The sequence below is a fragment of the Ornithinimicrobium cavernae genome (assembly GCF_003121625.1).
In the GTDB taxonomy this organism is placed as follows: Bacteria; Actinomycetota; Actinomycetes; order Actinomycetales; family Dermatophilaceae; genus Ornithinicoccus; species Ornithinicoccus cavernae.
The window spans coordinates 65,029-77,072 of the sequence record NZ_QDDJ01000015.1 but is presented as its reverse complement, the minus strand read 5'-3'; the positions used below and the strand labels follow the sequence as shown (position 1 = coordinate 77,072).

The window sequence follows — 12,044 nt, the reverse complement described above, 5'->3', positions numbered from 1 at the left end:
AGGCACAAGCGACGAAAGTAGGTTGTGCCGACACCCTCCGAGGGTGTACGGAGGTGGCCATGGAGCTCCTCGCGCAGGGCCGGGACGCGCACGTCTATGCCATCGACGGGCACACCGTGCTGCGCCGGTTCCCGGAGCCCCGCGACCTGGGTGGGGAGGTCGCCGCGATGGAGTGCGCCCGCGCCGCCGGGTTCCCGGTGCCTGCGATCCACGAGGTGAGGGCCGACGGCATGGTGCTGGAGCGCGTGCACGGGCCCACCATGCTCGAGGCCCTGCTGGCCGACCCGTCCGGTGCCGAGGCGCACGCGCACACCCTCGGGGAGCTGCACCGCCTGCTCGGCCAGGTGCTGGCGCCGCCCGACCTGCCGACCACCGTGGGGGAGGGCGCGGCCCTGCTGCACCTGGACCTCCACCCGGGCAACGTCATCCTGGGCGACGTGCCCACGGTGATCGACTGGACCAACGCCGCCCGGGGCCCGGCGGGAGCCGACCCGGCCGCCTGCTGGCTGCTGACGCGCATCGTGCAGGTCGACGTGCCCGGCCTGTCCCCGGCGGAGCAGACCGTGCTGGTCGGCGCGTTCGTCGAGACGTTCCTGGACGGCTTCGACACCGAGGAGCTGGTCGGGCACCTGCCGGCGGTGGGGGAGGTCCGGCTCCGCGACCCGAACCTGAGCCCGGAGGAGCTGCGGCGGATCAGGGCCTTCGTCGACGACCCCTGGTGACGGCGCCGGGCCGCTCGGGCCCGGGCCGTCACGCCGAGGCCAGGGCTGGCCCGCTCCGCTCGCACGCCCAGAGACCGGGTTGACCCGAAACCGGGTGTCCTCCGCGGCCGGCCGGTGACAGGATCGGGGCCGTGACCACGGACCAGAGCACCAGCCCGCCCCAGAGCCCGCCGGAGACCCGCGAGCGTGGCCAGCGGGCCGCCGCCGCTCTCGCGGCCGACCTGGGCCTGGGCACCGTCGTCCCGCAGGTCATCTCCGACCGTGGTTCCCTCATGCTGCGGCTGCCCGGCACCGGTCTGGTCGCCCGGGTCTCCACCCACACCCTCGCCCAGCGCCGGGACCCGGGTTGGTGGGTGCGGCAGGAGGTCGAGGTCGGGCGGCTCGCCCACCGGGCCGGTGCTCCTGTCGTCCCGCCGGCCGAGGACGCCGGTCCGCACGAGGTCGACGGTCTGTGGATCTCGCTGTGGACCGACCAGGGCAGCGCCGAGGTGCGGGCGACCCCGGAGGAGTCGGCCGCCGCCCTCGCCGCGTGGCACCGAGCCCTGGCCGGGGCGGGACAGCACCTGCCGGTCATGACGATGGCTCACCAGGTGATCACCGAACCGCTGGAGTATGCCGCCCGGCTGGGTCACCTGGACGCCGCCACCCACGCGGCACTGGCCCGGGAACACGAGGAGGCGCTGGTCGGCATCGAGGGCCTGGGCACCGAGCAGGTGCTGCTGCACGGGGACGCCCACCGGGGCAACCTGCTGCAGGACACCGAGGGGGTGTGGCGCTGGAGCGACCTGGAGGAGTCCTGTCGCGGACCGGTCGAGTGGGACCTCGCCGTCCTGGGCAGCACCCCGACGGAGGAGATCGGGAGAGCCGCGCTCACGGCATACTGCCGGATCACCGGACGGGACGTGCCGACCCGGGAGGAGCTGGCCCCGTGGCTGCGGCTGCGGACCCTGGAGGGCACCGCGTGGCTCATCGGCTGCGCCGTGACCTTCCCCGAGCGCTACGCCGTGCCGGCCCGCACCTACACCGACCAGATCCTGGGCCGCTGAGCGGCCACGGACGCGCCGGGCGATGAGTTGTGACGCGCCGGCCGGTCTGTGTCAGTGTCGGATTCATCCCCCAGAGAGGACACTGCGATGGCACGCACAGTCACGGCACACCTGTTCAACTCCGTCAACGGCGTGGTGGAGTCACCCGACCAGTGGCAGTTCGACTCCTTCGGGCCGGACGACATGGCCGGCATGGGCAAGGCCATCGCCGAGGTCACCGACGTCGTGATCGGACGCCGGCTGTGGCAGGAGTGGGCGGAGTACTGGCCCGGGGCCGACGACCCGTTCGGCGCCTTTATCAACCCGGTGCGCAAGCACGTCATCAGCTCGACCGTGGACGACGTGTCCGGCTGGCAGAACTCCGTGCTCGTCGAGGGTGACCCCGTGGAGTATGTGCGGGCGCTCGCCGAGAACGGGGAGTCGGGGACGATCAGCGTGGCCGGTGGGATCGACACCGTGCGGTCGCTGTTCCTCGCCGGCGTCATCGACGCCCTCACCCTCACCACACACCCCGTGGTCGGGGTCGGACGACGACTGTTCGACGAGTCCGTGCCGGTGACCCGCCTGGAGCTGGTCGAGGCGCCCACCACCTCCACCGGCAACGTGGCGATGACCTACCGCCTGCGCGCCTGACCGGCCCCGTCCAGTCGGTCCGTGACGCAGACTGGGGCCATGCGGATCGCCGTCCTCGCTGCGGGCAGCCGGGGTGACTACCAGCCTGCCCTCGCCGTGGCCCGGGGGCTGCAGTCCCGCGGGCACGACGTCGGGATGACGGCCACGACCGACTTCGTCGACCTGGTCAGGGACGCCGGGGTGCGGGCCGAGGAGGTGGCGGTCGATGCCATGGGCTACTACCGCAACGACGCGCTGCGGCGGGGGATGCCCGTCGGGCTGACCGAGCAGATGGGGCTGCTCGGGGAGGTCGCGCGGGTGATGGCGCCGGCCGTCCGCGCCACGATGACCGACCTGCTCCCGCGCTATGACGGGCTGGTGACGACCGCCATGAGCTCCGCGTGGCCGGGCATGGTCGGCGGTCCCCGCAGGCCGCAGGTGCTCATGATGTTCGTGCCCGCCCTGGCCTCGGTGTGGGGAGACGCCAGCCTCTACGCCGTGCGCGGTGGCCGCTCGGTGCACAACCTCGTCGCGGGTCTCCGGGCGACCGTCCCGTCCCTGCGGCTGGCCTCCGCCGACCCGGCAGCGTCCCGCCGGGACCGCCTGCGGGGGCTGGCGCAGCTGGCGACCGCCCCCGCGTTCGTCGCCAACAGTGCCCGGCTCGTGACGCCCCGACGGGTGGGTGGCCGTCTGGTCCGCAGCACCGGCTACCCGTTCCTGGACGTCCCCGACGGCACGTCGCTGCCGGACCCGGTGGCCCGGTTCCTGGACGCGGGGCCGCCGCCGGTCTACGCCGGTCTGGGGTCGCACACGGTGCCGGCGGTGCGGGCCGCGCTGCGGCACACCGTCGACGCGGCGCTGGAGCTGGGGCACCGGGCGGTCGTGCAACGCGGCTCGGGCCTGGAGGACCAGGAGGAGTATGCCGCTCGCGTCCTGTTCGTCGACGACGTCCCCCACGAGCTGCTCTTCCCGCGCGTGGCCGCCGTCGTGCACCACGGCGGGGCCGGCACCACGGCCCAGGCCCTGCGGGCGGGGCGGCCGCAGCTCGTGCTGCCGTTCACCATGGACCAGCCGTTCTTCGCCCGCAGGGTCCACGAGATCGGGGTCGGCGCCGCGCCGGTCCCCACGCCCGAGGCCACGCCACAGCGACTGCGCGCCGCGCTCACCGAGCTGCGCTCCGCGCGGGTCGCCGCGACAGCCGCCACGGTCGCTCGGGTCGTGCGCGGTGAGGACGGCGTCGGCGGCGCGGTCGCCGTCATCGAGCAGGAGCTGGCGCGCGGCCGCTCCGACCGCGGGGTGAGACACCACCCCCGACCCTGGTCGGATCCGCCGGGCACCGGCGACGAGTAGCCTCCACACCCATGGACCGTGGCGTGCGGACGGCGGACCGGCCGGGGGAGCGCGGACCGGACCTCTCGCGCGTCGGCGTCGGGGTCCTGGCGTTCGTGTTCGTGCCGATCGCTGCCCTGAGCGAGCCCTCGTCCTTGTGGCTGGTCGCGGCCCTCACAGCGGCGGCACTCGGCCTCGCGGCCTGGGCCTTCCTGGAGGTGCCGGTCCACGCCGTGGCCGTCCCGGTGCTCGTGCTGACCGCCGTGTCGCAGCGGGACGCCGGACTCGAGCCGGGCCTGTTCCTGCTGAGCCTCCTGGCCATCGTGCTCACCGGTTGGTCGGACCTCACCTGGACCTCGGTCACACTCGTCCTGGCCACCGCCGCGACGCCGGTGGTCGTCGCGCTGCTGCAGCGCGGCGAGGACAGCATCTCCGGTGGCATCTGGGTGCTCGCCGTGCTCTTCCCCGCCCTGATGGGCTGGGCGTTCCACCGCCAGGAGAAGCTCGCCGCCGAGCTGGAGCGTGCGCGCCTGGCACTCGCAGAGCAGGCCGTGCTCGAGGAGCGCCGGCGCATCGCCCGCGACGTCCACGACCTGGTCGGCCACGGGCTGGCCGCGATGATGCTGCAGATCACCAGTGCCCGGCACGTGCTGGACCGGGACACCGAGGAGGTCCGGGAGGCCCTCACCTCCGCCGAGGACGTGGGCCGGCGCACCCTGCAGGACCTGCGGCGGACCGTCGGCGTGCTGCGCGACGAGGGTGGGGTGCAGGCACCGTTGGAGGGGCTCGAGCAGATCGGTGACCTGGTCGAGGACGCCCGCTCCGGCGGCCTGCGCGCCGAGTACGTCGCGCGCGGCCCCCAGGACGGCGTCGAGCAGTCGGTCGGGCTCACCATGTTCCGCATCGCCCAGGCGGCCCTCGCCAACGCCGCCATCCACGCGCCGGCCGCGCGCACCGTGGTCACCTCCACCGTGACCAGCGAGAATGTGACCCTGGAGGTGCTCAGCTCGGGACCGTTGCGACCCGCCGACCCGCACGAACGGCGCGGCCACTACGGACTGCGGGGTATGCAGGAGCGCGCCGAGGTCGTCGGCGGCGAGTTCAGTGCCGGACCGGTCCCCGGTGGCTGGCTGGTGCGGTGTGGCGTGACCCGGTGAGCGGCGGCCGGGTGAGGGGCCGCTCGGTGAGCGGCGGCCCGGTGAGTGGCGGCCCGGGTGATCGGCCGCTCGGCGCGGCAGCTCGGCCGCCGGTGAGAGGGTGGGGCGAGAGGAGGTGGGCGGGATGATCCGCGTGGTGCTCGTCGACGACCAGCCGATCGTCCGTGCCGGCGTGGGGCGGATCCTCGGCCACGAGGACGGCTTCGAGGTCGTCGCCGAGTGCGGGGACGGCGAGGAGGCGGTGACCGCCGTCGCGGCGCACGGGCCGGACGTGGTTCTGATGGACATCCGGATGCCCCGCCTGGACGGGATCGAGGCGAGTCGCCGGATCGCTCGCCTGCCGGACCCGCCACCCGTCCTGGTCCTCACGACCTTCGACGAGGACGAGGTCCTGTGGGGTGCCCTCGAGGCCGGCGTCAGCGGCTTCCTGCTCAAGGACGCCTCGGCCGACGACCTCATCGCCGCCACCCGAGCCGTCGCCGGCGGGGGAGCGTGGTTCGACCGCTCGGTCGCCCCGCGGGTGCTGGACGCCTACCGGGACCGCGTCGCCCCGGCCAACCGGGAGCGGCAGCGGCTCGAGCAGCTGACCGACCGGGAGAACGCCGTGTTGGCGTTGATCGCCCGCGGCGCCAGCAACCGGGAGGTCGGCGCCACCCTGTTTGTCAGCGAGGCGACGGTGAAGTCGCACGTCGGCTCGATCTTCACCAAGCTCGGCGTCCGCGACCGCGCGGCGGCCATCGTCTTCGCCTTCGACCACGGGGTCGTCGGGATCGGCGAGCGGCACGACGACGGCGGTGGGAGCCCCGGGCACGCACCTCCGCCCAGGGACTGATCCCGGCCCTGGCCCGTGGCCCGATGTGCCGGGCCGTGCGGCTGGCGAGGCTGGAGGGCATGAAACCTCAGACGCTGTCACGGACAGCCCCACAGAGCAGACCACCCACCCCAGGAGCCGGCGCCGACCACGGCCCCGGGCTCGCCACCGACCAGGCCGACAGTGCCGGGCGCGCCACCGACACCGTGATCGACGTGCGCGGCCTCACCAAGACCTACGGCGACCGGTCCGTGATCCGCGGACTCGACCTCTCGGTCAGCCGCGGCGAGATCTTCGGGATCCTCGGCCCCAACGGCGCCGGCAAGACGACCACGGTCGAGGCCATCCAGGGCCTGCGGCGCGTCGACGCCGGTCACTTGCGGGTGCTGGGCCTCGACCCGTTCCGGGACCGGCAGCGGCTGCGGTCGCAGGTCGGCTCCCAGCTGCAGTCGTCCTCGCTGCCCGAGCGGCTCCGGGTGGGCGAGGCCCTGCGCACCTTCGCCCGGCTCGCGGGCGACGTCGTCGACTGGCGCGAGGCACTGGACACGTGGGGCCTGACCTCCCTGCGGCGCAGCGCCTTCGGCGGACTCTCCGGAGGTGAGCGACAACGGTTGTTCATCGCCCTGGCCCTGGTCAACGACCCGCAGGTCGTCTTCCTCGACGAGCTGACCCAGGGCCTGGACCCCGCGGCCCGCCGGGAGACGTGGGCGCTGATCCGGCAGATCCGCGACCGCGGGGCCACGGTGGTGCTGGTCAGCCACTACATGGACGAGGTCGAGCAGCTCGCCGACCGCGCCGCCGTCCTGCACGACGGGCGGATCACCGCGTGTGACACCCCGGCCAACCTGGTGGCGCTCGCCGACGGTGCGGTCCGCACCCGGTTCACGCTCCGTGCGGGCGAGCACCCCGGGCGGCTCGACCAGCTGCCCGGCGTCGTGCTGGTGGCCCGGGAGGGACGGCGCACGGAGGTCGTCGGGGACCGGACCACACCCGTCCTGGTCGCTGCAGAGCTGGCGCGTGTCGGCATACTCCCGGAGGACCTGACCGTCGTCCGGCCGTCGCTGGAGGACGTCTTCGTCCAGCTCACCTCCGGGGAGGTGGCGGCATGACTGCCGTGACCCGGCCCACCGCCTCGCGACCCGTGTCGCCGCTGCGTGCGCTGCTGACCATGACGGGGATGGAGGCGCGGTTGCTCACCCGGGAGTGGGCGCCGATGCTCTTCGCCTTCGTCTTCCCGCCGATGATGATGCTCGTGCTGGCCGGGGTCTTCGCCAGCGACAACGGCCCGGAGTTCCTGGGGCTCAACGGGACCGACTACTACATCGCCGCCTACCTCGCCGTGCCGATCTCGGCGATGACGCTCATCGGGCTGCCCGTGGCCCTGGCCGGCTACCGGGAGCGCGGGGTGCTCCGGCGGCTGTCGGCCTCGGGCCAGTCCCAGCTCACCGTGATCGGCGCGCAGGTGCTGGTGACCGCGCTGCTCGTGGTCCTCGGCGCCGGTCTCGTCCTCGCCGTGGCCGCGCCCGTGTACGGGCTGCCGCCGGTCGACGACCTCGCCGGGGTCGTCGGGGCCTTCGCGCTGGGTGCCGGCATGCTGCTCACCCTCGGTGTCGCCCTCGGGCTGGCCGTGGGGACGGCCCGCTCGGCCCAGGCGCTGGGGCTGTTGCTCTTCATGCCGATGTGGCTGCTCGGGGGCGGCGGACCGCCGCCCGGCGTGATGACCGGACCGATGCAGACGATCGCCGACTTCCTGCCCCTGACCCCGGTCACCACCGCCGTCCGTGACGCGTGGCTGGGCAGTGGCGACCTCGGCGAGCCGCTGCTCTTGACGGCGGCCTGGCTGGCCGGTGGACTGGTGCTGGTGGCCGCGCTGCGGCGGCGACGCGCGCGGGAGTGACCCGGGTGCTCACTCGTCGCCGGGGTCGGGGAACACGATGTCGCCCACTTCGCTGGATGCTTGATCTGGTTGGTTCGGTCCCTCGATGAGCGGGGCCATGGCTTCCCTCGTGAGGGTGCGCACCTCGTGGCCGTCATCGAAGCCATGGTGATCACAGCCTGAATAGCGAGCCACCACCTCGGACGTGCCCGCCGCTGACGTCACACGGAGCACGATCGCTTCGTCGCCGTAGGCGAAGTCGGGGGCGCACTGGTCCGGGTTGTTCGGCCCGCCACCGACGTAGGCCGAGGCGATAGTCTCGATCGCCTGTCGCGCATCCTGACCCTCGAGACGTAGTGACGACAAGATCCCTCCTGCCACCTCACCGCCCGTGCGGGGCCAGGCTCCGCTGAACTGATAACGACAGACAGAGATGGAGGAGACCTCGCTCAGCTGCGCCACGGCAGGGCCGCTGGGTCGCCAGCTGGAATCGCTGGTGACCGGATGGGTCGTAGTGCAGCCGTTGGCGTCGGTAGTCACAAGATGGATGGTCGACACGATCTGGTCACGCAGTGGCTGCCTGGCCTGCACGGTCACGGCCACCCCGTTGACCTGCACAGTGGTGCGGTCTCCCACCTCGGTCGGGCGCACGTCCGGCTGTGGGGACCAGCTGAACATGACGACCTCCCCGGTGTTCTCCACCAGACTGTCCCTGGGGGGACTTGCACCACCGTCCACATCACACCCGACCGCGGTGCTGATTCCGGCGCGGCCCACGATGGGCTGGCTCCGATCACCCTCATCGTTCAGGCACCACTGGTGGATGCGCTGGCTGGGACCGCCCCAGTCCCAGTCGCCGGGGATGCCGACCTGGACTCCGCCGAAGGACTCCCACCGCCACTCCTCAGGGAGGGCCGGAGTGTTTGGTTCTTGGGTGGCGGGCGCCGTCTGGCGAGCTGTCCTGTCGGCCGGGAGCAGTGCCTCATCTCCAGAGCCCCCGGTCTGAGTCAGGGCGAAGGTCAGTGCGAGACCTGCGGCGGCGAGCGAGACGATGCCCAGATTGCGGTTGCGCCGGTGTCGCTCGGCACGCTGCCAAGTGCCACTGACCAGATCGGTGTCTACGGCGTCAGAGGCGCCACGAGCCAGCAGTTCACGGATGTCGTCGTTCACCGGATCTCCTCTCCGTCCAGGCTGTCCTGCTCGAGCGCGAGCTCCTCGCGAAGGCGACGAAGCCCGGCATGTGCCTGGCTCTTGACCGTGCCTGCGGTGACGCCGAGGGCCTCGGCAATCTGCCGCTCGGACAGGTCCTCGTAGTAGCGCAGTACCAGCACGGCCCGCTGTTTGGTGGTCAGTCGCTGGAGGGCTGCACGGATGTCGGCGCCGGAGAGCCAGTCATCTGTCGTCGCGGTGGCGATCACCTCAGGGACCACGGCATGTGCGGGCTCCCGGCTGTGTCGTCGGAAGCGGGACATCGCGCCGTTGTAGATGATGCGTCGGGCGTAGGCGTCCGGCGCCTCGTCGCGCAACCGGGACCAGCGCTCTGCGACCTTGAGGAGTGCGTCCTGCACCAGGTCCTCGGCGGAGGCCTGGTCACCGGTCAGGAGCAAGGCAGAGCGCAGCCAGGCCCCTTGTCGTACCGTCGCCCAGGCGACGAACTCGCCCTCCATGCATTGGCTCACCTAGAACCTCCCTTGCCCAGGTAACGCGGGCAACCCCTCTGAGGTTGGCGCCGGCTCCAACGTGTTGTGGGAGGCGCCAGGACTGGCCCGATGGTCGCATGCGCGGCCCGGGACCCACGGCTCACCGCCGGAGCGGCCAGCTCCGAAGACCCGCAAACGCCAGAACGACTGGCAGTTCGCGGCAACAGGCGGTCGCGCCGTGCTCAGCGACCGCTCGAGCGCTCGAACTGCCAGCCCTTGTGGCGAAATCTGGTGGGTCTGTGCCCTTGACAGGATTAGTTAGTAGGGCATACTAACTACATGACGCAGGTCACAACGCGACCCCGCGGCGGGCGCCGTCCCCTCGGGAAGGTGCTCCCCGGGGACGCCCGCCGACACCATCTCGCGCTCGTCCTCCAGCAGCTGTTCGACGACGGTCCGCGCAGCCGCGCCGACCTCGCGCGGGAGACCGGGCTGACCCGTGTCACCGTCTCCGACCTGGTCTCCGAGCTGCTCACCACCGGCATGGTCGCCGAGCTGGGGCACCGCCCCGGGGTCCGGCAGGGCAAGCCGGCCACGCTGGTCGGCCTGGCCGACACCGCACCCGTGGTGATCGCCCTCGATCTCTCGGGTGACGGCATACTGCGCGGTGCTCTCATCGACCTGCACGGCGGCATCCTGACCGCCGAGGCGACCGCCCTGTCCGCGGGTGAGACCGCGGTCCGGGAGGTGCTGGACCTCGCCCGCCGGCTGCGGGAGGGGGCCACCCGCACCGTGCTGGGCGTCGGCATCGGCACGCCGGGCATCGTCGACCACAACGGCAGCGTGCTCCACGCCCCGAACCTGGGGTGGTCCGAGCTGGGCCTGGCCGCCCGCGTGCAGGACGAGCTGGGACTGCCCGCGCACGTCGGCAACGACGCCAACCTGGCGACCACGGCCGAGAGTACCTTCGGCGCCGGGGACGAGGCCGGCCTGCTGCTGGTCACGATCGGCCACGGCGTGGGGGGCGGGGTCCTCATCGACGGGCGGGTGCTGTCCGGCCCGCTGCTGTCCTCCGGGGAGATCGGCCACGTGGTCGTCGACGCCGAGGGCCCCACCTGCGCCTGCGGCAACCGCGGCTGCCTGGAGACCACCCTGGCCGTGCCAGCCCTGCGCCGGGCCGACGCCGCGACCGAGCTCGCCACCGCCGGGCAGCGCCTGGGCTCGGTGCTCAGCCCGGTCGTCACGACCCTCGGCATCGCCGACGTGGTGCTCTACGGGCCGGCCGAGCTGCTCGACGGCCACCTGCTCCGGGCGACGCAGGACGCGCTCGCCCACCAGACCCTTCCCTTCGTCGCCCAGCAGGTCCACGTCCGGGTGGTCCCGCTCGAGAACGAGCTCGTCCTGAAGGGAGCGGCAGCGTACGTGCGCTACCGCGAGATCGGGGTGGTGTGACCCCCGGGTTCACTGCCGACCAGCACACCGAGAGGTTCAATGATGAAACTCAGCACCTTGACCAGGACCGCGATCGTGACCGCAGTCACCGCGACCATGTTGGCTGCCTGCGGACAGGGCAGCACCACCGATACCCCTGACGCGGGGGCCGACGACACACCGTCGGCCGACGACGCCCCCGCGGACGGCGACGACCCCTCCGCCGGTCCCGGCGAGGCCCCGGCCGCGGCGGGCGGCGACACCCTGACCCTGTGGCTGGCCGGCGAGACCGACACCCCGGTCGAGCTCGAGGAGTGGCTCGTCACGGCGTTCGAGGAGGAGACCGGCGCGACCCTGGAGGTCCAGCGGATCCCCTGGGGCGAGCTGCTGCAGCGCGCCAACCAGGCCCTGCCCGACCCCGACAACACTCCGGACGTCATCGAGATGGGCAACACCCAGGTGCCGACCTACACCAGCGTCGGCGCCTTCGAGGACCTGACCGGCCTGCTCGAGGAGCTCGGTGACATCGGTCCGGAGGGCTTCATCGAGGCCGGCACCTACGAGGACACGGTCTACGCGGTGCCCTACTACTGGGGCTCGCGCTACATCTTCTTCGACAAGGCCGCCTTCGAGGAGAACGACCTCGCGGTGCCCACCACGCTCGCGGAGCTGTCCGAGGCGGCGCTCGCCCTCCGCGGGGCCAGCGGCGACGGCTACTCCGGGATCTGGCTGCCCGGGCAGGACTGGCGCAACGGCATCAGCTGGATCTTCGCCCACGGCGGTGACATCGCCGTGCAGGAGGACGGCCAGTGGGTCGGCAAGCTCTCCTCGGCCGAGAGTGTCGCCGGGCTGACCCAGTGGCAGGAGCTCTACGAGGGTGCCACGACCGCTCCGCAGGACGGTCGGGACGCCGAGCCGTGGGTGCCCTTCAACAATGGTGAGGCCGCCATGTTCATGGCGCCGAGCTGGGCCCGCTGGAGCGTGGAGGAGGCGAAGGCCGAGGACCTGGGCGCGTTCGCGCTGCCCGGCGTCGACGGCGGCGTGGCCCCCGTGTTCGCCGGCGGCTCCAACATCGCCATCTCCGCCCAGTCGCAGCACAAGGAGCTGGCGGCCGACCTGCTGCGGCTCATCTTCAGCGACGAGTACCAGACGATGCTCGCCGAGAACGGGCTCGGTCCCGCCGACAGCGAGTTCACCAGCCTGATGGGTGACGACGAGTTCGCCGAGGCGGCGATCGCGGCCGCGAGCAGCGCAAAGCTGACGCCGGCCTCGCCCGAGTGGGCCGCGGTCGAGACCGCCACCGTGATGGAGGAGGCCTTCGGCCGCATCGCCGGCGGCGAGGACGTGGCGACGGTCGCCAAGGAGACCGACGCCCAGCTGGCCGACCTGCTCAACGGGTGAGTCAGCGGCATACCGGTAT

At 72.7% G+C, this 12,044-nt stretch carries 12 protein-coding genes; 10 read left to right on the top strand and 2 right to left on the bottom strand.

Annotation, left to right across the window (positions count from 1 at the left end; all coding sequences use genetic code 11):
* The first annotated feature begins 59 nt into the window (after positions 1-59).
* From DA085_RS16635 to DA085_RS16600, 8 genes are all read left to right on the top strand, one after another.
* Positions 60-722 (top strand): phosphotransferase, encoded by a 663-nt coding sequence (locus DA085_RS16635; protein ID WP_109474108.1) that lies wholly within the window; start codon positions 60-62, stop codon positions 720-722.
* Positions 723-853: 131 nt separating this feature from the next.
* Positions 854-1,768, top strand: coding sequence for a phosphotransferase family protein (locus DA085_RS16630; protein ID WP_109474107.1), 915 nt, complete (start codon positions 854-856; stop codon positions 1,766-1,768).
* An 87-nt stretch (positions 1,769-1,855) separates the two neighbouring features.
* Entirely contained in the window at positions 1,856-2,401 is a 546-nt protein-coding gene (locus DA085_RS16625) for a dihydrofolate reductase family protein (RefSeq protein ID WP_109474106.1), read from the top strand.
* A gap of 39 nt (positions 2,402-2,440) precedes the next feature.
* Entirely contained in the window at positions 2,441-3,730 is a 1,290-nt protein-coding gene (locus tag DA085_RS16620; protein ID WP_109474105.1) for a glycosyltransferase, read from the top strand.
* A gap of 11 nt (positions 3,731-3,741) precedes the next feature.
* Positions 3,742-4,866 carry a sensor histidine kinase gene (locus DA085_RS16615; RefSeq protein WP_109474104.1) on the top strand — a complete coding sequence of 375 codons (1,125 nt, stop codon included), beginning with the start codon at positions 3,742-3,744 and terminating at the stop codon, positions 4,864-4,866.
* Between the two features lie 124 nt (positions 4,867-4,990).
* Positions 4,991-5,698, top strand: a complete 708-nt coding sequence (locus tag DA085_RS16610) for a response regulator transcription factor (RefSeq protein ID WP_109474103.1) — start codon at positions 4,991-4,993, stop codon at positions 5,696-5,698.
* 59 nt (positions 5,699-5,757) lie between these two features.
* Positions 5,758-6,786, top strand: a complete 1,029-nt coding sequence (locus tag DA085_RS16605) for an ABC transporter ATP-binding protein (protein WP_109474175.1) — start codon at positions 5,758-5,760, stop codon at positions 6,784-6,786.
* Positions 6,783-7,574, top strand: a complete 792-nt coding sequence (locus DA085_RS16600; RefSeq protein ID WP_202619287.1) for an ABC transporter permease — start codon at positions 6,783-6,785, stop codon at positions 7,572-7,574. Before DA085_RS16605 ends, DA085_RS16600 begins: the two co-directional genes overlap by 4 nt.
* Before the next feature lie 9 nt (positions 7,575-7,583).
* Here the strand turns inward: DA085_RS16600 and DA085_RS16595 are convergent, their stop codons facing one another.
* Positions 7,584-8,723, bottom strand: coding sequence for a hypothetical protein (locus DA085_RS16595; RefSeq protein ID WP_109474102.1), 1,140 nt, complete (start codon positions 8,721-8,723; stop codon positions 7,584-7,586).
* Positions 8,720-9,232 carry a SigE family RNA polymerase sigma factor gene (locus DA085_RS16590; protein WP_237565574.1) on the bottom strand — a complete coding sequence of 171 codons (513 nt, stop codon included), beginning with the start codon at positions 9,230-9,232 and terminating at the stop codon, positions 8,720-8,722. The genes DA085_RS16595 and DA085_RS16590 overlap by 4 nt, the downstream gene beginning before the upstream one ends.
* A 300-nt stretch (positions 9,233-9,532) precedes the next feature.
* Here DA085_RS16590 and DA085_RS16585 point away from each other — a divergent pair, with 300 nt between their 5' ends.
* Both DA085_RS16585 and DA085_RS16580 read left to right on the top strand, forming a co-directional pair.
* Entirely contained in the window at positions 9,533-10,645 is a 1,113-nt protein-coding gene (locus DA085_RS16585) for an ROK family transcriptional regulator (RefSeq protein ID WP_109474100.1), read from the top strand.
* 42 nt (positions 10,646-10,687) lie between these two features.
* Positions 10,688-12,025: an extracellular solute-binding protein gene (locus DA085_RS16580; protein WP_161958527.1), complete on the top strand. Its 1,338-nt coding sequence runs from the start codon at positions 10,688-10,690 to the stop codon at positions 12,023-12,025.
* The last annotated feature ends 19 nt before the right edge of the window (positions 12,026-12,044 follow it).

Excerpts from the sequence above, each read along its gene's own strand:
- DA085_RS16635 (WP_109474108.1), top strand. The coding sequence starts at position 60 with ATGGAGCTCCTCGCGCAGGGCCGGGACGCGCACGTCTATGCCATCGAC.
- DA085_RS16625 (WP_109474106.1), top strand. The coding sequence starts at position 1,856 with ATGGCACGCACAGTCACGGCACACCTGTTCAACTCCGTCAACGGCGTG.
- DA085_RS16620 (WP_109474105.1), top strand. The coding sequence starts at position 2,441 with ATGCGGATCGCCGTCCTCGCTGCGGGCAGCCGGGGTGACTACCAGCCT.
- DA085_RS16615 (WP_109474104.1), top strand. The coding sequence starts at position 3,742 with ATGGACCGTGGCGTGCGGACGGCGGACCGGCCGGGGGAGCGCGGACCG.
- DA085_RS16610 (WP_109474103.1), top strand. The coding sequence starts at position 4,991 with ATGATCCGCGTGGTGCTCGTCGACGACCAGCCGATCGTCCGTGCCGGC.
- DA085_RS16605 (WP_109474175.1), top strand. The coding sequence starts at position 5,758 with ATGAAACCTCAGACGCTGTCACGGACAGCCCCACAGAGCAGACCACCC.
- DA085_RS16600 (WP_202619287.1), top strand. The coding sequence starts at position 6,783 with ATGACTGCCGTGACCCGGCCCACCGCCTCGCGACCCGTGTCGCCGCTG.
- DA085_RS16585 (WP_109474100.1), top strand. The coding sequence starts at position 9,533 with ATGACGCAGGTCACAACGCGACCCCGCGGCGGGCGCCGTCCCCTCGGG.
- DA085_RS16580 (WP_161958527.1), top strand. The coding sequence starts at position 10,688 with ATGAAACTCAGCACCTTGACCAGGACCGCGATCGTGACCGCAGTCACC.